Source organism: Yunchengibacter salinarum (assembly GCF_037658235.1).
GTDB lineage: Bacteria > Pseudomonadota > Alphaproteobacteria > Sphingomonadales > Kordiimonadaceae > Yunchengibacter > Yunchengibacter salinarum.
The window spans coordinates 384,805-408,143 of the sequence record NZ_JBBJLN010000001.1 but is presented as its reverse complement, the minus strand read 5'-3'; the positions used below and the strand labels follow the sequence as shown (position 1 = coordinate 408,143).

The window sequence follows — 23,339 nt, the reverse complement described above, 5'->3', positions numbered from 1 at the left end:
CCCGCGCACTGGCCTGACCCGGCCTGCCTGAACCCCGTTCCCGTCAGTAACCCGGTCACGCCAGTGGAAACCCGTCGATCCCGGCCACGGCCACCACGCCCGGAACGGCCTTGAGCCGACGTGCGCCGACAGCCCCGATTCCCCCCAATGCCGCCACCGGAACCGGGCTGGACCGGGCCAGCCGGGCAAAACGGTGCAGGCCAAGCACACGGCCACCGGGATGGCTGCGGGTGGGAAAAACCGGCGACAGGATCGCCATGTCCACATGCAAGGCCCCGGCCCGCGCCAGATCGCGCCCATCGTGACAGGCCGCGGTGAGCCAGAGCCGCCCGGCCCGATGCGCCGCCAGCACTGCCGGGTCCGGCGCCCAAAGCTGTCTGCCGGGCAGATGAACCCCCGCCGCGCCCACATGACAGGCCAGATGATGATCCGCGGCGATCAGCAGGTATAATCCGCGCTGCCGGGCCAGCGCCGCCAGCCGGGTGGCCCGCGCCCGCCGATCCGGCGCCTCATAATCCCGAAGCAGGACAAGGCTTCCCCGTGGCAACCGGGCCGCCAGCACCGCCGGGTCACCCTGTCGGGCCGCATCGGTAATGAGAATCTGACGCATGAGTTTTCCGATCAGGGGGTTTCCAATACGGGGTCCGTCAATCAGGAGCGCCCAGTGGGCAAATGTGATCTTGCCCGCATCGCCTCCGCAGCCTAAAACACCATCATGACCCACACCAGCCCAGCCACGATCCAGCAGCGTATTGACGCCATCCGCGCGGACATCCGCAACACCTGCGCCCATGCGGGCGTGCCGGAAAACCAGCCGCGCCTGATCGCGGTATCCAAGGTGCAGCCCGATGACCGGATCGAGGCGGCATTGGCCGCGGGCCACCGCATATATGGCGAAAACCGCGTGCAGGAGGCCGCCAGCCGCTGGCAGGACCGCCGCGCCGCCTATCCCGATCTGCACCTGGTGCTGATCGGCGGCCTGCAATCCAACAAGGTTGCCGATGCGGTGGCCCTGTTCGACGAAATCCAGACCGTGGATCGGCCCCGCATCGCCCGGCGCCTGAAAAAGGAAATGGACGCGCAGCAGCGCCCCTTGCCGGTGATGATCCAGGTGAACACGGGCGAGGAAGAGCAGAAAACCGGTGTCGTGCCAGCCGACTTGCCTGACCTTCTGGCACTTTGCCACGATGAACTGGGCCTGGATGTGACGGGCCTGATGGCCATTCCGCCGGTGGATGACGAGCCGGCGCTGCATTTCGCCCTGTTGAAAAAGCTGAAGGAGCGCCACGGGCTGGCGCGCCTGTCCATGGGCATGAGCGGCGATTATGCCACCGCCGCCGCCATGGGCAGCGATGATATCCGGGTGGGCACCGCCTTTTTCGGCCCACGGGAAACCGATACCGCCCGCCCCTAAGGTTCGGCCAGCACCCTATCCGCATCCCCCGCCATCAGGGCATCGCCAGGGCGCATCTGACGCAACAGCCGCACCAGGTCCTGCTGCGCCACGGCGATGCAGCCCTCGGTCGGGGCATTGTCCGGCTTCAGGCAGTGCAGAAAAATGGCGCTGCCCAGGCCGGGAATGGGCGGGTCGTCATTATATCCCAGGACCACCAACAGGTCATAAGCGTTGTCGTCCCGCCAGAGTGTCTCATGGGATAGCGGCACGGGCAGGCGCACCGGCATGTTATAGGCCGTGCTCATGGGGTCGTCGCACCAGCCGTCCTGCGGGCTCAGCGCCTGCACGGGCAGGCCGGTCACCGGCGCGGCGACCCGATCCGGGCGGTACAGAACCCGCCGCACCGGGTGCCAGCCCGCCGGGGTGGCGCCGTCCCCCTCCCGCTTGCCGTCACCGGGCACCATCCCGGCCCGGCCCAGCGTGCAGGCGATATCCGTCAACGGCCCTGTCAGCCGCCCATAACGGCCATCATCCGGGTCGGGTGTCACGGTCCATTCGGTCATGCCGGTCGATCCCCTGTCATCGGACCATATCAAAGCAGGTGGCCGCTGCGCCGCTTCTTGGTATCCAGATACCCCTGATTGTGCGGATTGGTGGGAAAGGCATGGGGCACCCGTTCCGTCACCGTGATGCCCAGGCGCTCCAGCCCCGCCACCTTTTCCGGGTTATTGGTCATCAGGCGCACCTGCGAAAAGCCCAGATTGTCCAGCATCAGCGCGGCGGGGGCGAAAATGCGCTCGTCCGCATCGAAGCCCAGGCGGGTATTGGCATCCACCGTATCATACCCCTGATCCTGCAAACCATAGGCCTTGAGCTTGGACAGCAGGCCGATCCCCCGGCCTTCCTGCGCCAGATACAGCACTACGCCGCCCCCCGCCGCCTTGATCGCCTTGATCGCGCCCTTCAACTGATCGCCGCAATCGCATTTCAGCGATCCGATCAGGTCACCGGTAAAACATTCGCTGTGCAGGCGGGTCAGAACGGGCATGGCGGGGCTGGGGTCCCCCACCAGAATGGCGATGTGCTCCACCCCGCCGGTAATCGGGCGAAAGGCGATCAGGCGCACGTCCGCCGCCGCCTGAAGCGGCACATGGGCGCTGGCCGCGCGGGTCAGCCGCCGGGCCTGAAGCGTGTCCATTTCCAGCACGTCCGCCGCCGCCACGCGCATCATGTCCCCAAGCAGGCCATCGGCGGCGAGCGCCGCATCGGCCACGGGCACGGCAAGGGCGGCGGGCAGCAGGCGCGCCACCTTGATCAGCTTCAGCGCCGCCCTGTCGGCAAGCGGCGCCTCGGCCTTCAGGGGGTCCGCCTCCAGCCGGGTGAAGGGGCCCTGAAACGGATGGGCCAGATCGGCCAGCGGGTCCGCCAGGGTGCGCATGTCCGCGCCGGTCAGCCAGCGGGAGCGCGCCACCCGCACCGCCCGGCGCCCCTTGTGCGCAACGGCGAGCGCCTCGGCGCGGCGATCGGTCAGGATCAGGAAGCTGTCCCCGTGGGAATTCCCGCCCAGTGCCACCGCTGCCGCAAGGTCATCGAACAGGGAAAGCGCCGATCCGTCCGCCAGTTCCAGCGGCAGCACCAGCAAATGGCCATCCGGTGCCGTGACAATCACCGGCACCCCCCGGCGCACATCATCCGCCGCGCGCGAGACCTGCAAAAGAATGCGATCATCGGGGGAAAAACCTGCCATGGCCGGGGTCAATCCTTCATCAATGGGCTGTTCTGATGGGGAAATGCTCTAGCACAGTCGGCCGCCTGCCCGCCAGCCGGTTCCACATCCCGCAATAAAGCGATTGTGATGCGTGCTTGAATACCCTTAATGTGGCAAACACACTAAGGCTGGCGCGAGCCGGTATGCGGGCCGCGAACCGGTCAGACGGCAAGGCTTTGATTGAGGAGGGGTTTCCCATGGCTGTTCGTAAACTTCTATTGGTGGACGACGATGCGGAACTGCGCGAGCAGCTCGCCGATCAGTTAAGCCTGTATGATGAATTTTCCACCGCTGAAACCGGCAATGCCTCAGAAACGCTGACCTATCTGAAGGACAATTCGGCGGACCTGATCATTCTGGATGTGGGCCTGCCCGACATGGATGGCCGGGAATTGTGCAAACGCATCCGCAAGAACGGGGTTTCCGTTCCCATCATCATGCTGACCGGTATGCAATCCGAAGCGGATACGGTGCTTGGCCTGGACAGCGGCGCCAATGACTATGTGACCAAGCCGTTCAGCTTCACGGTCCTGCTGGCCCGCATCCGCGCCCATTTCCGCCAGTATGAACAGAGCGAGGATGCCGTCTTCGACGTGGGACCGTACCAGTTTCAGCCCTCGTCCAAACTGCTGGAGGAAAAATCCAGCGGCAAAAAGGTGCGGCTGACGGAAAAGGAAACGGCGATCCTGAAATATCTTTACCGGGCCGGCGGCAAGCCTGTGGGCCGGGAAGAGCTGCTGGCAGAGGTGTGGGGCTATAATTCCGGCGTCACCACCCACACGCTGGAAACCCATGTCTATCGCCTGCGCCAGAAAGTGGAGCCGGAATCCGGCGTGGCCACCCTGCTGGTGACCGAGCCGGGCGGCTATTCGCTTCAGGGCCTCGGGAACTGAAAACACGGGCACCTGAAAACACGGAAAACCAAAGCCCCGAAGGGCCGGACGGTCGCCCCATGGGGCCGCCCCATGAGGCCGCCACAGGGGGGCCGGTTACGACCTGGGGTGAATTACGGTTCCAGGTCCACCAACAGCGGGATATGGTCTGACGGCTTGTCCCAGTCCCGCGTTTCCTGCACCAGATCAAACCCCGTCGCCCGACCGGCCAGGTCCGGGCTTGCCCATATGTGATCCAGCCGCCGCCCGCGGTTGGACGCGCGCCAGTCCCGCGCCCGATAGGACCACCAACTGAACAGCTTTTCCGGTGCCGGGCGAAAGCGGCGCACCAGATCCTCGAAGCCATGAGCCACCTGGACATCGCTCAGCGCCTGCGTTTCCACCGGTGTATGGGTCACCACCTTCAAAAGCTGCTTGTGGCTCCACACATCTTCCGCAAGGGGCGCCACATTCAGATCGCCAACCAACAGGGCCGGGCCGGTCAGGTCCTGTGCCCAGTGCCTCATTTCCGAAAGAAAATCGAGCTTGTGGGCGAATTTTGGATTGATCGCCGGGTCGGGCTCGTCACCGCCCGCGGGCACATAGAAATTATGCACCGTCACGCCCGCCACATGGGCCACCGCATGGCGGGCATCGCCCATGGCACACCAGTCCCGCGGGGTTTCGGGTGTGATCGGCATACGGGACAGGATGGCCACCCCGTGATGGCCCTTCTGTCCGTTCAGGGCGTGGTGGACATACCCCGCCCCCTCAAAGGCTTTCAGGGGAAAGCGCGCATTGTCCACCTTGGTTTCCTGAAGGCACAACACATCGGGCGCATGGCTTTCCACCACGCGCATCACATGGTCCAGCCTGGCCCGTACACTGTTCACATTCCAGCTCATCACGCGCATGGCGCACATCCTCGATCCAATGGTCCGAAATCAATAAATGGAAAACGTGCGGCCCAGAACGCCGATCGGCCAGCGCCCGCACTCGAACAAACGAAAACGCAGGGTGAAGGGGTGTTCCTCCCCGCCCCCGGCCATCACCACCAGCGCCGCCTGCCAGGCCGCCTGCACCCCGGCGCCCGCCAATGCCTGAAGAAACTGGGTGTCCTCGATGCGCAGATAGTCCGCCGCTTCCTCCGCCGCCGCGATCACCGGCCCGGCCACCTTTTGCTGCACATGGGCGGTCACCATGTCCAGCGTGCCTTCGTCGATCATGGTCAGCACTTCCAGGGTCAGGGTGGCGCGAAGCTGCTCTTCCGCTTCCCATGCGGCATGGTTGAAGTCGGGCACCTCCGCCGCCGCCATGGCATCGTCCCAATCGGCCAGAAAGACCGGCTCCGCATCGGGGAAGCCCAGCATGTCCACATAATCGCGCGCCAGAGTCCGTTCATGGTCGCTGGCCCGCTCACCCAGCGCCCGGAACCAGCCCGCCTGCGTGGCCAGCGACAGAAACGGCGCCACCGATTTCAGGGACGGATATTCATCCAGCACGGGGGCGGTCTCGTCATCATCGGGCAAGTGATCCGGGTCCGGCAGGGTTTCTTTCCAGTCATCCCTGTTGGCCATAAGCCCATGTCCTTTCTGTTGCACGCACGGCATTGGCGTTCTTAGCGCGCCTGAAGAAATAAAAAAAGTGCAACAAAAAAGGCCCGGTCGCCCAGAGGCAGGGCGAAACCGGGCCAGGGTCTACTGGCATCGCCCCGCTTCGGGTATGAAAGACGGGGCCTGTTGACAGGGCTGGGGGGCAAGAAAAAACACCCTGTCAACGCATCATGATTTGGAGCAGGTGCGGGCGGCGCCAAGGAAACGGGGATGCGCCATGCTGTCGCAGCACGGCGCAAGGCCCGCCGCTCAGGAGTATCCAGCCGAATCAGCCATCAGCGACGGGAACGGCGCCGCTTGTCCAGGCCGCGGGGGTCGTCAAAGGACCAGAGCGCAGCAGCCAGGGTGGGATTGCGCCGATGGTCGGACAGCCGCACACGGGTGGTCTTGCCCTGCCCGTCCACCACATTCCAGCCGACAAGGCGCAGCGACCGGTCAGCCGCGTCGGACAGCCGTTCGAAATACAGCGCGATGCGCCCCATTTCGGGCTTGTCCGGGTCCTGAGCGTGCAGCGCGATCATGTCGTTCTGCCCATCAGGCGCCCCATCCCGCCCGCCGGGCGAGAGATCCACACGGGCCGTAACCTTGTCCAGCGGCAAAGACCGGCCCAACAACAAGCGCAGCGGCGTGTCCTGCACCGGCCAGCGCTGCACCTGGCCCACCTCGTAATCCACAAAGCTCAGAACCTCGCCGTCCGCCACCACCAGAAAGGGGGTGTCGTCGTCATAATCGAAGCGCACCCGACCTGGCCGTTTCAGGTACAACACGCCGGTCATCACCGAGCCATCAGGCGCCACCTGCCGGAAGCGGGCGCGCAGGCTGTCCACCGTTTTCATATAGCCGCGCACATCCTGCATGGCCTGTGACAGCGGATCACCGGCGGTCAGGCTCTGCTCCTCAAGCGGGGGCAGGGCATCCGCCCCGCCAGAGCCGGATTGGGCATCGGAAGGGCCGGATTGGGCATGAACCGGCCAGCCCAGGGCCGCGACCAGAAGGATCAGGCTGAGAAACTGTTTCATGCAACTGGTATGGGGCGCAAAATGGGCGGTTTCAAGGCGCATCAAAGGTCATCTTCCCGTTCCGGTACCAGCACTTCCCGCTGACCCTTGTGATTGGGGGCGGAAATCACGCCCTGCTCTTCCATCTCCTCGATCAGGGAGGCGGCCTTGTTATAGCCGATCTTCAACCGCCGCTGAATATAGCTGGTGGTGGGCCGACGATCCCTGAGCACCACATCCACCGCCTTGTCATACAGGGTCTTTTCGCTGTCATCCCCGCCGGAGCCACCGGGAATGAAGGGGCTGTCAAAGCCTTCCTCCGGTTCTTCGGTCACGGACGTGATATAATCCGGCGCGCCCTGCTTGCGCAGATGGGCCACCACTTCCTCCACCTCCTCGTCGCTGACAAAGGCGCCGTGCACCCGTTGCAGCCGCGCGGCGGACGGCATGAACAGCATATCCCCCATGCCAAGAAGCTGTTCCGCCCCCATTTCGCCCAGAATGGTGCGGCTGTCGATCTTGGATGTGACCTGATAGCTCATCCGGGTGGGGAAATTGGCCTTGATGGTGCCGGTGATCACATCCACGCTGGGCCGCTGGGTGGCCATGATCACATGAATGCCCGCCGCCCGCGCCATCTGGGCCAGCCGCTGAACCGTGGCTTCCACATCCTTGCCCGCCACCAGCATCAGGTCGGCCATCTCGTCGATCACCACCACGATGAAAGGCAACGGCTCGAAATCGAATTCCTGCGCTTCCACAACGGGCTGGCCGGTTTCCCTGTCATAGCCGGTCTGCACGTCACGGGTCAGCACCTCGCCCGCGTCTTTCGCTTCCTGCACCCGTTTGTTGAAGGCGGACAGCGACCGCACGCCCAGTTGCGACATGTTGCGGTAGCGATCCTCCATTTCCCGCACAAGCCATTTCAGGGCCACCACCGCCTTTTTCGGATCGGTCACCACCGGGGTCAGCAAATGGGGGATATTGTCGTAAATGCTGAGTTCCAGCATTTTCGGGTCCACCATGATAAGGCGCAGCGTTTCCGGCGTATGGCGATAGAGCAACGACAGGATCATGGCATTGACCCCCACCGACTTGCCCGACCCGGTTGTCCCCGCCACCAGCAGGTGCGGCATGGACGCCAGGTCCGCCACCACCGGGTCGCCGCCGATCTCCTTGCCCAGAACGATGGGCAAGCGGCCCCGGTTCTTTTCAAAATCGCGGGCGGCCAGCAGTTCCCGCAGATAAACGGTCTGCCGCTTGGGGTTGGGCAGTTCGATCCCGATGGATTTCTTGCCCGGCACCCGCGCCACCCGCGCCGATACGGCGGACATGGACCGGGCGATGTCATCCGCCAGCCCGATCACCCGCGCCGCCTTGATGCCGGGGGCGGGCTCCAGCTCGTACAGGGTCACCACCGGCCCGGCCCGCACATTGGTGATCTCTCCCTGAACGCTGAAGTCAGCCAGCACGCTTTCCAGCATCCGGGCATTGCTTTCCAGCGCATCCGCGCTCATCACATCCAGTTCGTGGGGCGGTGGCGGCGGGGTCAGAAGCTGAAGCTGCGGCAGGCGGAAATCACCCGTATCGCCGAAATCCAGTGTCGCCTGGGCATCCTTCATTTCCCGCTCGCCGCGCTTGGGTTGCCGCGCGGTTTCCACCCGCTTGGCGGACGGCTGCGGCGGCCTGGGCGGGGTGCGTTTCTTCTTTGGCCGGGCCGGTGCGGCTTTGCTGGCCGCGGGCGATGAGGCATCGGCTTCGCCCGTGTCGGCATCCGCCGCATCGCCGCGCCCCTCGCGCATCCGGTCCACAACCGTCATCAGGCCATAGGCCAACCACTGAACGGCCAGCGCCATATGGGCCAGAACGAACCGAACCGCATCACCAATGGCACGGCCAATGGCCGCCCATTCCGCCCCGGTAAGGGCCAGGGAAAAAGCATATGCCGGCAGGCCCAGCGCCACGAAGGCGGCGATCAGCACGGGCGCGGGCACCACCACATCCCCCAGAAACATGATGGAAAGCTGATACAGTTGCTGGCCCAGCGCCCCGCCATACCCGGCCGGGCTGACAAATTCATGGGCGGGTGGAATGACCGACAGGGCCAGCGCCAGCAGAATCACGCCCACCGGCAGAAACGCCAGATTGAGCCAGAACAGCGGTAGCCAGCGCAGACGGAGCAGCTTCACCCCCCATAACAGCACCGGCAGGGCCAGCAACCAGGCGGCCAGACCCAGCGTTTGCAGGGTCACATCGGCCACATTGGCCCCGATGCGGCCCAGCGGATTGGTCACCGGCGCATCCACCGCATTGTTCACGGTGGGGTCCGCCGGATTATAACCCGCCAGCGCGACACTATGGGCAAGCGCCGCCGCGATCAGCGCCAGGCCCAGCCCGCGCCAGGCGGTATTCTTGAAAAAACGGGTCATGGCGGGGGGCAGGAAGGGTGCCTTGTCAGCCGGTGCCGACACGGCTTTTCCGCCCGCCTGAGGTGCGCCCTTGTGACCCCCGGACGCACGACCCTTGCCTGCCTTGTTCCGGTCGGCGCCAGCCTTTTCGGCCTTGGCGCTTTTTACATTCCTGGCACTGGCCACGGCGATCCCCCGACTCCATCAATGGGCAGCCCCCGCACCGGGCCGCGATCGCATCCTAGCCGGGGGGCCTGCGGGGTGCAACAAGCGGCCACGACCCGGCCCTGCGCACATGCGACCCGCCGCCGCTGGACAGGTCCGGCATTGCGGCCTAGATTCCACCCCAGACATACCACCAGTCCCCGCCAAGGGCAAAAGGACACAGCATGGCCGCAAGCCGACCCCCCCATTCATCGGACACCCGTTTCGACGCCATTATCGTGGGTGGCGGCATGGTCGGGCTGAGCGCGGCCATCGCACTGGACCTTGCCGGGGCGCGGGTGGCCCTGATTGATCGGGCGGACCCGGCGGCGGTCACGGATACCGGCTTTGACGGGCGGGCCAGCGCCCTGGCCTTTGCCACGGTGCGTATGCTGGAAACGCTGGATATCTGGCCCCATATGGCGGATCAGGCCCAGCCCATACTGGGCATCCGCGTATCGGATGGCGCACTACACCGGGGCGTTTCGCCGCTGCATCTGCATTTCGACCATGAAGAGCTGAACGATGGCCCGTTGGGGCAAATGGTGGAAAACCGGCATATCCGCCTTGGCCTGTTCGCGGCGCTTGAAAACCATCCCCGCATCGCCCATTTCGCGCCCGCCAGCGTAACCGCCCTGGCGCGGGACGACAGCGGCGCCCATGCCACCCTGACGGATGCGGGCGGAAACACCCACCATCTGACCGGGCAGCTTCTGATCGGCGCCGACGGGCGGAACAGCATGGTGCGGGACCATGCGGGCATTCCCAGCCGGGGCTGGTCCTACCGCCAGAGCGGCATTGTCTGCGCCATCGAAACCCAGGAAAGCCATGTGGGCATTGCCCATGAAAAATTCCTGCCCGGCGGGCCTTTCGCCATCCTGCCGCTAAGGGGCAATCGCGCGTCTCTGGTATGGACGGAAAAAAGCCGTCTGGTGGATACCATCATGAACCTGGATGACGCCGCCTTTACCGACGAAGTGGCCCGCCGCGTCGGGGATTTCCTGGGCGAGGTGCGCGTGGTGGGCGGGCGCTGGTCATGGCCGCTGGGCCTGCACTGGGCGGAGCGCTATACGGATCATCGGCTGGCACTGGTGGGAGATGCGGCGCACGGCATCCACCCCATTGCGGGGCAGGGCCTGAACATGGGGCTGAGAGATGTGGCCGCTCTGGCGGACATGGTGGCCCACCGCCTTTATGCCGGGCTTGATATGGGCACCGCCGACGCCACCGCCGATTATGAAGCCCGCCGCCGGTTCGACAATGTGACCCTGGCGGCGGTGACCGATGGCCTGAACCGGCTGTTTTCCAATGATCTGCCCCCGATCAGGCTGGCGCGGGACATGGGGCTTGCCGCCGTCAACCGGATACCGAAACTGAAACGGTTTTTCATGGCCCATGCCCGCGGCACGGTGGGTACCCTGCCCGCCCTGTTGCAGGGCCTGCCCGCAGGCCGGGCCGACTGAGGAGGCGCGATCATGACCCCGCAGGGCGCCACATCCGCAAACGTCGATAACGTCACCGGCGCACACACCGACGCGCACACTGGCGCACAGGGCGCGGACTCATCCGGCCCCAATGCCGAACGCGCACCGGATCGGCCCTGGCTGAATCTGGTGGTCTATCCGCACCGTTCCCTTGGGCGCCAGGGGTTTCGCACCCTTCTGATCGTGATTGCGGTGATCATGGGAATCGCCAGCCTGCGCTTTCTGGCAGTGGGCGCCTGGCCGGTGGTGCTGTTTGTCATTGCCGATGTGGCGGCGCTGTGGCTGGCTTTTCGGCTGAATTACCGGGCCGCCCGCCTGTTCGAGACCGTCACCCTGACCGACCATGATCTGGTGGTGGCCCGCATTCACCCGGATGGTCGCCGGGAAAGCTGGATATTCGAACCCACCTGGCTCAGGGTAACGCAGGATCGGGACGGGGCGGGCCGATCCCGCGCCGTTGCCCTGACCAGCCATGGCCGCACCCTGCATATGGGCCGTTTTCTGGCCCCGTGGGAGCGGGAGGAGCTGGGCACCGCCTTGCAGGATGGTCTGGCGCGCTGGCGTGCCGGGCAGGGCGGTCACCGCGAAACGGAGTGACCGGGCCGGGCATCAGGGCCAGCATTCAGGGCCAGCATTCAGGGCCCGATATTCAGGCTTTGCAGAACAGCTTGACGATCCGGTACTGACCGCGCCAGTCCGCGCCGGCCTTGTGAAAATCACGCTTTGTCAGCGGTGTGGCGGTGCCATCGGTGCTGGCGCCGGTCTGCGCGAACACGCGGGGATGGGTGGTGTAGACCCGGCCCCGGCGCGGCGCCCCGGCCACCACGGTTCCCACCACCCGGCCAGAGCCATCGAACACCGGCCCGCCGGAAATGCCGCCCAGCGGCCCGTCGAATCCGGGGCGGCGTTCCCGTTCCACCCAGGCCACCACGGGTTCCAGCGTGTCGTACCGTCCCTGAGACCGCATCCGAGTGGCCCCGATCACGGTGGCCCGCACATCCGCCGGGCGCCCCTGGGGATAGCCCATCATATAGCCATCCGTGCCACGGGCGGGCGGCTGCCGCCTGATGACAAAGGGCCGGGCGGTCGCGCGGTTCGCCAGATCGGGCACCCGCACAAGGGCAAAATCCGCGCCGCGACGGGTTTCCACCGTCTGCGCCGCCACACCGGATCGCGCGCCCGTCACCACGAAAAGGTCTTCACAGCCGCTGACCACATGACGGGCGGTCACATAGGTGCCCTTGTCATCCACCAGAAAACCGGTGCCGGTACCCGCGCTGGTGCGCTCGGACACCTGAACCCGCACTTCGTTCTGCACATCGCGGGGCAGGCTGGCGCCATCGGGCAACAGCACGGCGGGTTGCCGATCCGGTGGCGGGCGACGCTGGCCACCTTCCGGTGTGCCCGCATAGCGCAGCAGGGCGGAAAGAATGATCGCCGCATAAAAGATCAGTTCCAGCTTGCGCCGCATCAGATCAACCCGACACCGCCGCCGCATTGATGAACGCGGTGGCGAGCTTGACACTGACCAGCAGCACGGCGGCGCCCATCTCGCCCTGTTCGATGCGGTGGGAAATATCCTTCAGGATCAGGTCCATGATGCGGAATGCAATGATCTGGAGCACCAGCGCCACCAACCCCCAAAGCGCCAGATCCCAAAGCGATACGCTGACCGACAGCGACACCGACAGCGGCAGGGCCAGCCCCACAATGGCACCGCCCAGCGACAGGCTGGCCGCCACATTGCCGGCCCGGATCAGGGCCAGTTCGTCATGGGCGGTGACTTTCATGTAAATCAGCACACCCAGCACCAGAATGCCGAGCGAAACACTGGAATGGGCGAGAAAGACCGGCAGACCGGTCCACAGGGTCAACAGGGCTTCCTGCATGGGTGAGGTTCCTTTTCCGCGTGCCCGCCCTAAAGGCCGAGCACATCCGTCATGGCATAGCGCCCCGGCGCCTGCGTGGCGGCCCAGCGGGCGGCGCGCACGGCACCGGCGGCGAACAGGCCACGATTTTCCGCCTTGTGCGACAGGGTCAGGCGTTCATTTTCACTGGCGAAGATCACTTCATGTTCGCCGATCACGGCACCGCCGCGCAGGGTGGCAAAGCCGATCTCGCCTTCCGGTCTCGGCCCGGTGGTGCCTTCCCTGCTGGTGCGGGCCACATCCGCCAGACGGCGGCCCCGCCCGTCGGCGGCGGCCTCCCCCAGCATTTTTGCCGTCCCGGAAGGGGCATCCACCTTGTGCCGGTGATGCATTTCAAGAATGTCGATATCCCAATCCTCGCCCAGGGTTGCCGCCACCTGGCGCGTCAACACCTGCAACAGATTGACACCGAGCGAAAAATTGCCCGCCTGCACCACCGCCACCTGCTCGGCAGCCTTGTCCAGCGCGGCGTGATCATCTGCCCCCAGCCCGGTGGTACCCACCACATAGGCCGCGCCCGACCGGGCGGCAAGCGGCGCCATGCGGGCCGTCAGGCCGGGCGGCGTGAAATCGATCACGGCATCGCTGACGGCAAACACACTGGCCGGGTCGTCGGTAACGATCACACCATCGCTCAAGGTCATGGCCTGTTCCGGGTGATCGGGATGCTCGGCAGCCGCGACCAGCCGCACCGTGAACCCCGCCACAATGGCTTCCGTGATGGCCCGACCCATCCGGCCCCGGCACCCCAGCAGACCCAGCTTCACCTGTTCCGTCATCACCTCGGCTCCCTCAAGCATGGCGGGCGCGGGTTCGTCTCGCGCCGGTGACAATCGCTTAGCATGACCACGGGACACAGAAAAGGCCGGGGCACGCCCGCCCCGGCCCGGATCTCACACGGCCTTCCCGCACGGCGGCGCGCGGCGGTCACTCGGTCAGGTCGTCCCACAGATCTTTCACCTTGGCGAAAAAGCCCTCCGTACGGGGGGATACCTTGTCGCCGCCTTGCTCGGCGAATTCTTCCAGCAGCTCCTTTTGCCGCTTGTTCAGATTGACCGGCGTTTCCACCGACACCTCCACGATCATGTCGCCACAGGCACCGCCGCCATTGAGCCGGGGCATACCCTTGCCGCGCAGGCGGAACTGCTTGCCGGTCTGGGTGCCTTCGGGCACCTTGATGCGGGCGCGCCTGCCCTCGATTGTGGGCACCTCGATCTGGCCGCCAAGCGCCGCCTTGGTCATGGCAATGGGCACCTGGCAGAACAGGGTGTCGCCATCCCGCTTGAACAGGCTGTGGGGGCGCACGCTCATGAAGATATACAGATCACCGGGCGGGCCACCCATCATGCCCGCTTCGCCCTCGCCGCCAAGGCGGATGCGGGTGCCGTCCTCCACGCCGCGCGGGATGCGTACCTGAAGGGTCTTGTCCTTCTGCACCCGGCCCTGACCGCCGCAGCTTTTACAGGGATTGGTGATCACCACGCCCTTGCCACGGCATCGGGGGCAGGTGCGCTCCACCATGAAAAAGCCCTGACTGGTGCGAACCTTGCCTTCGCCGCCACAAGTGTCGCAGGCCATGGGCTGGCTGCCCGGCTCCGCACCGCTTCCCTGGCACGTGTCACAGGATACGCTGGTGGGGATGGTGATGGACTCTTCCTTGCCCTTGTAGGCTTCCTCCAGCGAGATTTCCATGTTGAAGCGCAGATCGCTGCCGCGCTGGGCGCTGGACCGGCGCCGCCCGCGACCGCCACCCATCATATCGCCGAAGAATTCGTCGAATATATCGGAAAAGTCGAAACCGCCCGCGGCACCGCCGGGGCCACCGGGGCCGCCGCCCATGCCGCCTTCAAAGGCCGCATGACCATAGCGGTCATAGGCCGCGCGCTTTTCCGGGTCCTTCAGAACTTCATAGGCTTCACCGGCTTCTTTGAACCGCTTTTCCGCCTCTTCGTCGTCGGGATTGCGGTCAGGGTGATATTTCATGGCCTGTTTGCGATAGGCTTTTTTCAGGGCCGCTTCGTCCGCGTCCTTGTCCACCCCGAGGATCTCGTAATAATCACGCTTAGCCACACGTCGCCTCCGATTGTCGGCTTGCTGCCCGTCTTGACCACCATCGGAACCTGTACCGGCTCCGGTCCTGCCCGCGCACCGGCTTCAGCGCGCCCGATACGGCGAACGCCGCCCCCCAACCGCAGCAGGGGGCGGCGTACCTGTATCGGCTTGCCCTGATCGTCCGTCAAGCGGGCGTCGGGTCAGGCCGCCCTTACTTTTTCTTGTCGTCGTCCACTTCCTCGAAGTCCACGTCGACCACATCGTCCTCGTCGCTCTGGCCACTGTCCCCGGCCTCGGCCTGCTCGCCGCCGTCGGTGGTTTCAGCGCCCTGCTGAGCTTCCTGCTGGGCCTTGTACATCTGCTCGCCCAGTTTCATGGATGCCTGGGTCAGGGCTTCCGTCTTGGCCTTGATGTCGTCCAAATCGTCGCCTTCAAGGGCCGTTTTCAGCGCGGCAACCGCGTCTTCCACGGCCTTCTTGTCGTCGGCACCGATCTTGTCGCCATAGTCTTCAAGGTTCTTTTCGCTCTGATTGATCAGGGCTTCCCCGTTATTGCGGGCTTCCACCAGCTCACGCCGCTTCTTGTCCTCGTCGGCATGAGCTTCGGCGTCCTTGACCATCTGATCGATGTCCTCTTCCGACAGGCCGCCGGATGCCTGAATGCGGATCTGTTGTTCCTTGCCGGTGCCCTTGTCCTTGGCGGACACGTTGACGATGCCGTTGGCGTCGATATCGAAGGTCACCTCGACCTGCGGCACACCGCGCGGTGCCGGCGGAATGCCCACCAGGTCGAACTGGCCGAGCATCTTGTTGTCAGCGGCCATTTCGCGCTCACCCTGGAAGACCCGGATGGTCACCGCATTCTGATTGTCCTCGGCGGTGGAGAACACCTGGCTCTTCTTGGTGGGAATGGTGGTGTTGCGATCGATCAGGCGCGTGAACACGCCGCCCAGCGTCTCGATGCCGAGGCTCAGAGGCGTCACATCCAGCAGCAGCACGTCTTTCACATCGCCTTGCAGCACGCCCGCCTGAATGGCGGCGCCCATGGCCACCACCTCGTCCGGGTTCACGCCGCGGTGCGGTTCACGGCCAAAGAATTCCTTCACCGTTTCCTGAAGCTTGGGCATACGGGTCATGCCGCCCACCAGGACCACATCGTCCACCTCACCGGCAGCAAGGCCGGCATCTTTCAGGGCGTTCTTGCACGGGTCCAACGTGCGCTTGATCAGATCCTCCACCAGGCTTTCCAGCTTGGCGCGGGTCAGCTTCATCTGAAGGTGCTTCGGCCCGCTCTGATCCGCGGTGATGAAGGGCAGGTTGATTTCCGTCTGCTGCGAGGAAGACAGCTCGATCTTGGCCTTTTCCGCCGCTTCCTTCAGGCGTTGCAGGGCCATGCGGTCCTGCCGCAGGTCCATGCCGTTTTCCTTTTTGAACTCGTCAGCGAGATAATCCACCAGCCGCAGGTCAAAGTCTTCACCGCCCAGGAAGGTATCCCCGTTGGTGGACTTCACCTCGAACACGCCGTCGCCGATCTCAAGGATGGACACGTCGAACGTGCCGCCGCCCAGATCATAGACCGCGATGGTCTTGCCGTCGTTCTTTTCCAGGCCGTATGCCAGCGCCGCCGCCGTGGGCTCGTTGATGATGCGCAGCACTTCAAGGCCGGCGATCTTGCCCGCGTCCTTGGTGGCCTGGCGCTGGGCGTCGTTGAAATAGGCAGGAACGGTAATGACCGCCTCGGTCACTTCCTCGCCCAGATAATCTTCCGCCGTTTCCTTCATCTTCTGAAGGATCATGGCGGAAATCTGACTGGGGGAATATTTCTCCCCGTCCACCTCAACCCAGGCATCGCCATTGTCCGCCTTGACGATCTTGTAAGGCACCATGTCCTTGTCTTTTTTGGTGGTGGGATCGTCATAGGTGCGGCCAATCAGGCGCTTGATGGCGAACAGGGTCCGTTCGGAATTGGTCACGGCCTGGCGCTTGGCGCTCTGGCCCACCAGTCGTTCGCTTTCATCCGTGAAGGCCACCATGGACGGTGTGGTCCGCGCGCCTTCCGCGTTTTCGATTACTTTCGGCTTGCTGCCATCCATGATGGACACACACGAATTGGTCGTGCCGAGGTCAATACCAATTACTTTACCCATACCTGTCATCCTTTCTGCTGCGAGATTGCCCGTGCCGTTTCAGGCCACGTTGTCCGCCGTCCGATCCGGCCCGACGAACCAGGGGCAACCCCCTGTATGATGCCGTTTTCTGTCCAGCTCGCCACAAGCGCCGATCACGGCGCCCCCGGCGGCTCCCTGCCGCGTATATAGGGAGGCGGTTTTTATGCTGCAAGACTAGGCCGGGCAAAAAACAGGATCGGACCAAACAAAAAACCGGGCCGGGTCACGCAGAAAAGACGGGCCGCGGGGTGACAGCGCCGGTCGCGTGCGCTAAAGCGCTTGAGCCCGGCGCCGACCGGTGGCAGGCTTCGCTCAGGACAGCAGGAAACGGACGACAGCTTATGAAAAAAGAAATATCCAACCTTATCAAGGATATAGCTATCATCGGCTTGTTCTATGGCATCTTCACCACGGTGGGCTATGCCAGCTTCCACATTCCCAGCGGCAGCATGGAACCAACGCTGGAAGTGGGGGACCGGATTTTCGTGTCGAAGTTTTCCTATGGCTATAACCGTTTTTCCGTACCCTTCGATCCGCCCTTCATACCGGAAGGGCGCCTGCTGGACGACACGCCCAAGCGCGGGGATGTGGTGGTCTTCACCCTGCCCAAACGCGGCCATACGGATTTCATCAAGCGCGTGATCGGTCTGCCGGGCGATACCATCCAGATGCAGGGGGGGCGCCTGTTCATCAATGGCACCATGGTACCGCGCCAGTTCAAGCGGGCGGTGGTCTATACCAATTACAATGGCTATGACCTGCGCGTACGGGAATATGAAGAAACCCTGCCGAACGGCGTCACCCACCGGATTTATGAACGCACCGATCAGGGGCGGCTGGACGATACGCCCAAATTCACCGTGCCGGACGGCCATTATTTCATGATGGGCGACAATCGGGACGGCTCCGCCGACAGCCGGGAAATCAACCGCATGGGATTTGTCGCCCATGCCCATCTGGTGGGCCGGGCGGACATCACCACGCTCAGCCTGTATGACTGCGATCAGGGCAAGGACATCACCTGCCCCATGGGCATCCCCACGGGCCGCTTCTTCAATGTGATACGCTAAGGCTGCTTCCGTGCCTCAATCCGTGCGCCACAGCGGATTGGTCAGGTCATCCACGAATGCGGCATGGGCTTCCAACTCCGCCTCACAGACGGGAAAACGGCGATGAGGCCGGATCTTGCGGCTCGTGCCCACCGGGCCGCTGCCGCTGGAAACGCTCAGGTCCAGCCCGGCCTGTTTGCCGCCCAGAAGCTCGATATAGACTTCCGCCAGGATTTCACTGTCCAGCAGGGCGCCGTGCAGGGTGCGGTGGCCGTTTTCCACGCCGAACCGGCGGCACAAAGCGTCCAGTGAATTCTGCTGACCGGGGAATTTGGTTCGCGCAATGGCCAGCGTGTCCTTGAAGCGCTCCGGCGGCAGAGGGGCAAATCCGGCCTGTTCCAATTCATGATTGATGAATTTCTTGTCGAATTCCGCATTATGGGCCACCAGCACGCTGTCTTCGCCCAGATAGGCCAGAAATTCTTCCACCACCTCGGAAAACAGCGGCTTGTCGGCGAGGAACTCCATCGTCAGGCCGTGAATCTTCACGGCGCTTTCCGGCACGTCCCGCTCCGGGTTCACATAGCGATGGAAATGCCCCTTGGGCCCGGTGACCACATGATTGACCATTTCCACACAGCCAATTTCGATCAGGCGATCCCCGGTGAAAGGATCGAAGCCGGTTGTTTCGGTATCGAAAATAATCTCACGCATGGGGCGATCCATCCTTTTCACCGCTCATATCCGCGATGATGGCATTCACTTTTCGTCGGGTGGGGGCGAATCCGTCCCCGGTGCGGATAACATAATCGGCGCGAGCGCGCTTGTCCCGATCCGGCATCTGGGTGGCCAGAACCTGTTCGAACACCGCCTCGGTCATGCCGGGGCGGGCCATCACCCGGTCCCGCTGCACATCCAATGGGGCGGATACCACGGCAACCCGGTCGCACGCCCCGTCCCCGCCGGTCTCGAACAGCAGCGGCACATCCAGCACCACCAGCGGCGCATGGGCCCTGGCGGCATCCTCGAAAAAGCGGGCGCGCGCCTCCCCCACCATGGGGTGAAGAATGGATTCCAGCTTTCGCCGCGCCGCGTCATCAGCGAACACACGCCGGGAAAGCGCCGCGCGGTCCAGAACACCATCCACCACCACGCCGGGAAACGCCGCCTCCACCGCTGGCAGGGCCGCCCCGCCGGGCGCTTGCAGGGCGCGCACGGTGGCATCCGCGTCGAACACGGGCACGCCCGCATCCCGGAAAAACCCGGCGGCAGTGCTTTTGCCCATACCGATAGACCCGGTCAGCCCCAGAACTTTTAGCCGCTCCCCTGGCCGGTCAGTCCCGCTCACCCAACGCCTCCATCAAACGGGCCTTCAGCGCCGCGTCATAAACGGGGCGCACGCCGAACCACAATTCAAAGGCCGCCGCCCCCTGCCCCGCCAACATGCCCAGGCCATCCACCGTGGCCAGCCCGCGCGCCGCCGCCGCCTGTAGAAGCGGGGTGTGGAGCGGCTTATAGACAATATCATAAACCACCATGTCCGCGGGCGCGGGGCCGAGATCAAGCGCCAGGGGCGGTTGCCCGGCCATGCCCAGCGCGGTGGTGTTGACACACAGCCCCGCCCCGGCAAGGGCGGCGGAACGATCCTCCCAGTCCACCACCGTGACCCGGCCCCGGCCCAGCGCGGCGGCCAGCGCCTCCGCCTTTTCGCGGGTGCGATTGCTCAGCATGACAAACGGCACCTCACGGGCGATCAGGCTGCTCACCACCGCCCGCGCCGCGCCGCCCGCGCCCAGCACCAGCGGCGGTCTGGTCACGGGCCAGTGCGGCACGGTCTGATCCAGATGGCGCATGAAACCGATACCGTCCGTATTGAACCCGGCAAGCCTGCCATCCTGTATCCGCACCGTGTTCACCGCCCCCATCTGTCGGGCCGAGGGGGACAGGCTGTCCAGATGGTCCAGCACCGCTTCCTTGTGGGGGACGGTGACATTGAACCCCGCCAGCGCCCCATCCCCTGCCCGTTTGCGCAGGGCGGCGATGGTGTCGGCCAGATCGTCCGCCGCCACGTCAAGCGCCGCATAGCGCCCGTTCAGCCCGGCCCGGTCCAGCCAGGCATCCTGCATCAGGGGTGACAGGCTGTGTCCCACCGGATGGCCCAGCACCAGGGCGCGGGTGTCGTGGGGCAGGGCATCGACACTGGGAAAAACGGACTGATCCGCCACGGGGGCTGCTCCTTGGGCTTCTCTTGAACAGGATGTTTTCAGGCCGGCATGGTCAGAGCGGTACCATGTCATGGCGGCGAAGAAAATCCAGCAGCGGCAACAACGGCAACCCCAGAATGGTAAAGAAATCGCCGCGCACGCCGGTGAAAAGCTGTGCCCCCAGACCTTCGAGCTGATAGGCCCCGACGCTGGCGAACACACTGTCCCCCGCCGCATCCAGATAGTGCTGAATGAAGGCGTCGCTCAAGGGCCGCACGGTCAACCGGGCCTGATCCACGAACCGCCACAGAACCCGGTCCCCATCCGCCACCACCACCGCGGATATCAGATCGTGCGGCCCGCCGGACAGGGCGTGCAGCGTGTCGGCGGCCTGATCGCGGGTTTCAGGCCGGGAGAAAAGCCGCCCGTCCTTCACCAGCACCTGATCCGCGCCAATGGTGAGCGCATCGGGCCGCTGACAGGCCACGGAGCGCGCTTTCACATCCGCCAGGGCATCGGCCACATCCCTTGGCGGCGCCTGTTCCGCCAGCATGGCATCCTTGATCATGTCTTCGTCCACACGGGCGGGCTGCTGATCGAAAGTCAGCCCGGCCCGGCGCAGCATATCGGCCCGCGTGGCACTGCCGGACGCCAGAACCAGTGGCCGCGCCATGCCGGTGAAGGATGCCCCGGCGCTCATCGGCTCTGCTCCGCTTCAAGGCCGCGCTCTTCCCGCCACAGATGATAGCGATTGAGAATGGCGGCGGCGCTTTCCTCGATGGACCGGCGGGTCACGTCCAGCACGGGCCAGCCATGCGCACTGCAATACCGGCGGCAGGCTTTCACCTCGTCCCGGATGGTGTCCAGGTCCGTATAATCGCCATTGCCGTTTTCCCCCACGGCGCGCAACCGGTTGGTGCGTATCTGGGACAAGCGTTCCGGGCTGGCGGTCAGGCCGATGATGAACCGGTCGGTCATGCGGTCCAGTTCCGAGGGCATGGGCAGGTCCGGTACAAAAGGCACATTGGCTGTCTTGTAGCCCTTGTTGGCCAGATAGATGGAGGTGGGCGTCTTGGAGGAGCGGGATACCCCCACCAGAATGATGTCGGCTTCCCACAGGTCTTCGGTCATTACACCGTCATCATGGGCCAGCGTGTAATGCAGCGCGTCGATCCGGTCGAAATAACGGCGGTCCATGATATGCTGACGACCGGGACGATTGCGCGCCTGCTTGCCGAAATAAGACCCCAGCAGATTGATTACCGGGTCCAGAATGGACAGGGCGGGCAGGTCCGCCGCGGCGCAGCCGTCTTCCAGCACGGTGCGGATTTCCGGGTTGACCAGCGTGTACATGACCAGGCCCGGTTCCTCGCGGATATCATCCAGCAACCGTTCCATCTGCATGGCGCTGCGGATCAGCGGCCAGAAATGCTTGTGAACTTTGACCCCTTCAAACTGCACCAGCGCGGCGGACAGAATCGCTTCCAGCGTTTCACCCGTGGAATCGGATACCAGATGCAGATGGAAAACCTGTTCCCCGGATCGCTGATGCCGCCGGTGAATGTCACGCAGCGGCGAGGGCGGAATGGGGGCAGGCGTGGTGACGAATGGCCGGTCATGCGCCGGTGCTTTGGTATCATCCTTCTTGTCCGTCATACTGCGCCTCAATCAGTGCCGTATCGGCACGGGAAAACCGGTGGACAGCCCTCTGTGCAAACCTGTGGATAACCCTGTGGCCCGTACTGGGCAAAACATGGCCTGTGCATAAGCCACACCTTTCCATCGCATTGTGCACTGCTTTGCGCATTTCTCAACAAGCGCGGCAAAAAGGGGATAAAACAGATCGAACCCAACCCGTCGAAGATCAGGAATGCGGCCCCATCCGGCCAGAGGACGGGTTTGCGACTCCCGGCGAATCAAGATCGATTCCCATGTCACTTCCCTTTTGTGCGGAAAAGGGAACGCTGTTTCCGAAGCGGGTCCACAAGCTTGCCCGAACTGGGGATAAAGCTGTGGATAAAGGCTTATCCCCGGTCTTCACAGGGACTACTACATCAACATCCTTCTTTTAATTAATATAAGAAATAGATAAAGGAGGGGCCGGCCACATGGCCCGCCTGACCGATTTTCACCCGCACCCAATCCACGGGAGGATGCGTGACCCAGCTTTTGTTGAACACCCTCAAGGGGGAGCCCGCTGATCGGGTTCCTTTCTGGTACATGCGTCAGGCCGGGCGGTATCTGCCGGAATATCGGGATGTGCGCGCCACCACATCCAGTTTCCTGGAATTCTGCCACAGCCCGGACAAGGCGGCGGAAGTGACCCTTCAACCGATCCGCCGGTTCGACATGGACGGCGCCATTCTGTTTGCGGACATTCTGGTGTTGCCGGATGTGATGGGGCAGACCGTCTGGTTCGAAAAGGGGGTGGGGCCGCAACTCACCCCGATCCGCACCAGCGCGGACCTCAACCGCCTTGGTCTTCAGGATATGGAAGACAAGGTGGGGGCTGTTTTCAAGACGGTGGAAACCGTGCGCGCGGCCCTGCCTGCCCACAAGACCCTTATCGGCTTTGCCGGTGCCCCCTGGACCGTGGCCACCTATATGGTGGCGGGTGAGGGCACCCGCGATCAGGCGCCCGCCCGGCGCATGGGCTATCACGATCCGGCCCTGTTCGAGCGCCTGTTGCAGATGCTGGCGAAAGGCACCGCCCGCTATCTGATCGGCCAGATCAGGGCCGGGGCCGATGCGGTTCAGCTTTTCGACAGTTGGGCGGGGGCCATACCCGACAGCTATTTCGATCGCTGGGTGATCGGGCCCACCCGCGCCATCGTGGATGATGTGCGCCGTGCCTGCCCCGGCGTGCCCATTATCGGCTTTCCGCGCCTTGCCGGTACATTGCTGGAACGGTTCGTGCGGGAAACCGGGGTGGATGCGGTATCGCTGGACAGCGGTGTTTCCGTCAACTGGGCGGCCACCCGCCTTCAGCCCAAATTGCCGGTACAGGGCCTGCTGGACCCGCATCTGGTCCATGCCGGGGGCGAGGCCATGGAAAAAGAGGCCCTGCGCATTCTGGACGGCTTGAAAGATGGCGCCCATGTGTTCAATCTGGGCCATGGGTTCACACCCGATACACCCATTGACCATGTGGCGGCCCTTAGCCGCCTGGTGAAAGGGTATCGGCGCTGAACGGTAA

At 64.2% G+C, this 23,339-nt stretch carries 23 protein-coding genes; 6 read left to right on the top strand and 17 right to left on the bottom strand.

The window, feature by feature from the left end:
• Positions 1–55: 55 nt before the first annotated feature.
• Positions 56–610 carry a thiamine phosphate synthase gene (locus WGH93_RS01915; RefSeq protein ID WP_374763151.1) on the bottom strand — a complete coding sequence of 185 codons (555 nt, stop codon included), beginning with the start codon at positions 608–610 and terminating at the stop codon, positions 56–58.
• 105 nt (positions 611–715) lie between these two features.
• On the opposite strand from WGH93_RS01915, the gene WGH93_RS01910 reads away from it, so the two are divergent.
• Positions 716–1,414: a YggS family pyridoxal phosphate-dependent enzyme gene (locus tag WGH93_RS01910; RefSeq protein WP_374763150.1), complete on the top strand. Its 699-nt coding sequence runs from the start codon at positions 716–718 to the stop codon at positions 1,412–1,414.
• Here the strand turns inward: WGH93_RS01910 and WGH93_RS01905 are convergent.
• Positions 1,411–1,959: a L,D-transpeptidase family protein gene (locus WGH93_RS01905; RefSeq protein ID WP_374763149.1), complete on the bottom strand. Its 549-nt coding sequence runs from the start codon at positions 1,957–1,959 to the stop codon at positions 1,411–1,413. The two genes, WGH93_RS01910 and WGH93_RS01905, sit on opposite strands and share 4 nt — an antisense overlap.
• A 29-nt stretch (positions 1,960–1,988) precedes the next feature.
• A complete protein-coding gene (ribA, locus tag WGH93_RS01900; RefSeq protein ID WP_374763148.1) occupies positions 1,989–3,143 on the bottom strand; it encodes a GTP cyclohydrolase II in 1,155 nt (384 codons plus the stop codon).
• Positions 3,144–3,361: 218 nt separating this feature from the next.
• Here ribA and WGH93_RS01895 point away from each other — a divergent pair, with 218 nt between their 5' ends.
• Complete coding sequence (locus tag WGH93_RS01895; RefSeq protein WP_374763147.1) at positions 3,362–4,057, top strand: response regulator transcription factor; 696 nt, start codon at positions 3,362–3,364, stop codon at positions 4,055–4,057.
• Between the two features lie 113 nt (positions 4,058–4,170).
• Here WGH93_RS01895 and xth read toward each other — a convergent pair whose 3' ends face one another.
• The 4 genes from xth to WGH93_RS01875 form a co-directional block, all read right to left on the bottom strand.
• Positions 4,171–4,950 (bottom strand): exodeoxyribonuclease III, encoded by a 780-nt coding sequence (gene xth, locus WGH93_RS01890; RefSeq protein WP_374763146.1) that lies wholly within the window; start codon positions 4,948–4,950, stop codon positions 4,171–4,173.
• Between the two features lie 30 nt (positions 4,951–4,980).
• Complete coding sequence (locus tag WGH93_RS01885) at positions 4,981–5,613, bottom strand: hypothetical protein (RefSeq protein WP_374763145.1); 633 nt, start codon at positions 5,611–5,613, stop codon at positions 4,981–4,983.
• Between the two features lie 311 nt (positions 5,614–5,924).
• Positions 5,925–6,710: a LolA family protein gene (locus tag WGH93_RS01880; RefSeq protein ID WP_374763144.1), complete on the bottom strand. Its 786-nt coding sequence runs from the start codon at positions 6,708–6,710 to the stop codon at positions 5,925–5,927.
• Positions 6,710–9,076: an FtsK/SpoIIIE family DNA translocase gene (locus WGH93_RS01875; protein ID WP_374763218.1), complete on the bottom strand. Its 2,367-nt coding sequence runs from the start codon at positions 9,074–9,076 to the stop codon at positions 6,710–6,712. Before WGH93_RS01875 ends, WGH93_RS01880 begins: the two co-directional genes overlap by 1 nt.
• A 368-nt stretch (positions 9,077–9,444) precedes the next feature.
• Here WGH93_RS01875 and WGH93_RS01870 point away from each other — a divergent pair, with 368 nt between their 5' ends.
• Positions 9,445–10,722, top strand: a complete 1,278-nt coding sequence (locus WGH93_RS01870) for a UbiH/UbiF/VisC/COQ6 family ubiquinone biosynthesis hydroxylase (protein ID WP_374763143.1) — start codon at positions 9,445–9,447, stop codon at positions 10,720–10,722.
• A 12-nt stretch (positions 10,723–10,734) separates the two neighbouring features.
• Complete coding sequence (locus tag WGH93_RS01865; protein WP_374763142.1) at positions 10,735–11,340, top strand: DUF2244 domain-containing protein; 606 nt, start codon at positions 10,735–10,737, stop codon at positions 11,338–11,340.
• A gap of 52 nt (positions 11,341–11,392) precedes the next feature.
• Here WGH93_RS01865 and WGH93_RS01860 read toward each other — a convergent pair whose 3' ends face one another.
• From WGH93_RS01860 to dnaK, 5 genes are all read right to left on the bottom strand, one after another.
• The gene (locus tag WGH93_RS01860) at positions 11,393–12,214 is read right to left on the bottom strand and encodes a S1 family peptidase (RefSeq protein WP_374763141.1); all 822 of its coding nucleotides are present in this window, start codon (positions 12,212–12,214) and stop codon (positions 11,393–11,395) included.
• 4 nt (positions 12,215–12,218) lie between these two features.
• A complete protein-coding gene (locus tag WGH93_RS01855; RefSeq protein ID WP_374763140.1) occupies positions 12,219–12,632 on the bottom strand; it encodes a DUF350 domain-containing protein in 414 nt (137 codons plus the stop codon).
• A 29-nt stretch (positions 12,633–12,661) separates the two neighbouring features.
• Positions 12,662–13,450: a 4-hydroxy-tetrahydrodipicolinate reductase gene (gene dapB / locus WGH93_RS01850; protein WP_374763139.1), complete on the bottom strand. Its 789-nt coding sequence runs from the start codon at positions 13,448–13,450 to the stop codon at positions 12,662–12,664.
• Positions 13,451–13,598: 148 nt separating this feature from the next.
• Positions 13,599–14,741 (bottom strand): molecular chaperone DnaJ, encoded by a 1,143-nt coding sequence (gene dnaJ / locus WGH93_RS01845; protein WP_374763138.1) that lies wholly within the window; start codon positions 14,739–14,741, stop codon positions 13,599–13,601.
• A gap of 193 nt (positions 14,742–14,934) precedes the next feature.
• On the bottom strand, positions 14,935–16,869 hold the full coding sequence (dnaK, locus tag WGH93_RS01840) for a molecular chaperone DnaK (protein ID WP_374763137.1): 1,935 nt from the start codon (positions 16,867–16,869) through the stop codon (positions 14,935–14,937).
• A 362-nt stretch (positions 16,870–17,231) separates the two neighbouring features.
• On the opposite strand from dnaK, the gene lepB reads away from it, so the two are divergent.
• Positions 17,232–17,960, top strand: coding sequence for a signal peptidase I (gene lepB, locus WGH93_RS01835; RefSeq protein WP_374763136.1), 729 nt, complete (start codon positions 17,232–17,234; stop codon positions 17,958–17,960).
• A 15-nt stretch (positions 17,961–17,975) separates the two neighbouring features.
• Here the strand turns inward: lepB and dnaQ are convergent, their stop codons facing one another.
• The 5 genes from dnaQ to WGH93_RS01810 are packed head-to-tail and all read right to left on the bottom strand — an operon-like array spanning position 17,976 to position 21,799.
• On the bottom strand, positions 17,976–18,653 hold the full coding sequence (gene dnaQ / locus WGH93_RS01830; RefSeq protein WP_374763135.1) for a DNA polymerase III subunit epsilon: 678 nt from the start codon (positions 18,651–18,653) through the stop codon (positions 17,976–17,978).
• Positions 18,646–19,287: a dephospho-CoA kinase gene (coaE, locus tag WGH93_RS01825; RefSeq protein ID WP_374763134.1), complete on the bottom strand. Its 642-nt coding sequence runs from the start codon at positions 19,285–19,287 to the stop codon at positions 18,646–18,648. Before coaE ends, dnaQ begins: the two co-directional genes overlap by 8 nt.
• Positions 19,274–20,164, bottom strand: a complete 891-nt coding sequence (locus tag WGH93_RS01820; protein WP_374763133.1) for a shikimate dehydrogenase — start codon at positions 20,162–20,164, stop codon at positions 19,274–19,276. Before WGH93_RS01820 ends, coaE begins: the two co-directional genes overlap by 14 nt.
• Positions 20,165–20,216: 52 nt before the next feature.
• Positions 20,217–20,843, bottom strand: a complete 627-nt coding sequence (locus tag WGH93_RS01815; RefSeq protein ID WP_374763132.1) for a Maf family protein — start codon at positions 20,841–20,843, stop codon at positions 20,217–20,219.
• Entirely contained in the window at positions 20,840–21,799 is a 960-nt protein-coding gene (locus tag WGH93_RS01810; RefSeq protein WP_374763131.1) for a pyruvate, water dikinase regulatory protein, read from the bottom strand. Before WGH93_RS01810 ends, WGH93_RS01815 begins: the two co-directional genes overlap by 4 nt.
• Before the next feature lie 501 nt (positions 21,800–22,300).
• Here WGH93_RS01810 and hemE point away from each other — a divergent pair.
• Positions 22,301–23,332, top strand: coding sequence for a uroporphyrinogen decarboxylase (gene hemE, locus WGH93_RS01805; protein ID WP_374763130.1), 1,032 nt, complete (start codon positions 22,301–22,303; stop codon positions 23,330–23,332).
• The last annotated feature ends 7 nt before the right edge of the window (positions 23,333–23,339 follow it).

Coding starts and splice junctions, on each gene's coding strand:
- WGH93_RS01915 (WP_374763151.1), bottom strand. CDS start 610: ATGCGTCAGATTCTCATTACCGATGCGGCCCGACAGGGTGACCCGGCG.
- WGH93_RS01910 (WP_374763150.1), top strand. CDS start 716: ATGACCCACACCAGCCCAGCCACGATCCAGCAGCGTATTGACGCCATC.
- WGH93_RS01905 (WP_374763149.1), bottom strand. CDS start 1,959: ATGACCGAATGGACCGTGACACCCGACCCGGATGATGGCCGTTATGGG.
- ribA (WP_374763148.1), bottom strand. CDS start 3,143: ATGGCAGGTTTTTCCCCCGATGATCGCATTCTTTTGCAGGTCTCGCGC.
- WGH93_RS01895 (WP_374763147.1), top strand. CDS start 3,362: ATGGCTGTTCGTAAACTTCTATTGGTGGACGACGATGCGGAACTGCGC.
- xth (WP_374763146.1), bottom strand. CDS start 4,950: ATGCGCGTGATGAGCTGGAATGTGAACAGTGTACGGGCCAGGCTGGAC.
- WGH93_RS01885 (WP_374763145.1), bottom strand. CDS start 5,613: ATGGCCAACAGGGATGACTGGAAAGAAACCCTGCCGGACCCGGATCAC.
- WGH93_RS01880 (WP_374763144.1), bottom strand. CDS start 6,710: ATGCGCCTTGAAACCGCCCATTTTGCGCCCCATACCAGTTGCATGAAA.
- WGH93_RS01875 (WP_374763218.1), bottom strand. CDS start 9,076: ATGACCCGTTTTTTCAAGAATACCGCCTGGCGCGGGCTGGGCCTGGCG.
- WGH93_RS01870 (WP_374763143.1), top strand. CDS start 9,445: ATGGCCGCAAGCCGACCCCCCCATTCATCGGACACCCGTTTCGACGCC.
- WGH93_RS01865 (WP_374763142.1), top strand. CDS start 10,735: ATGACCCCGCAGGGCGCCACATCCGCAAACGTCGATAACGTCACCGGC.
- WGH93_RS01860 (WP_374763141.1), bottom strand. CDS start 12,214: ATGCGGCGCAAGCTGGAACTGATCTTTTATGCGGCGATCATTCTTTCC.
- WGH93_RS01855 (WP_374763140.1), bottom strand. CDS start 12,632: ATGCAGGAAGCCCTGTTGACCCTGTGGACCGGTCTGCCGGTCTTTCTC.
- dapB (WP_374763139.1), bottom strand. CDS start 13,450: ATGACGGAACAGGTGAAGCTGGGTCTGCTGGGGTGCCGGGGCCGGATG.
- dnaK (WP_374763137.1), bottom strand. CDS start 16,869: ATGGGTAAAGTAATTGGTATTGACCTCGGCACGACCAATTCGTGTGTG.
- lepB (WP_374763136.1), top strand. CDS start 17,232: ATGAAAAAAGAAATATCCAACCTTATCAAGGATATAGCTATCATCGGC.
- dnaQ (WP_374763135.1), bottom strand. CDS start 18,653: ATGCGTGAGATTATTTTCGATACCGAAACAACCGGCTTCGATCCTTTC.
- WGH93_RS01815 (WP_374763132.1), bottom strand. CDS start 20,843: ATGAGCGCCGGGGCATCCTTCACCGGCATGGCGCGGCCACTGGTTCTG.
- WGH93_RS01810 (WP_374763131.1), bottom strand. CDS start 21,799: ATGACGGACAAGAAGGATGATACCAAAGCACCGGCGCATGACCGGCCA.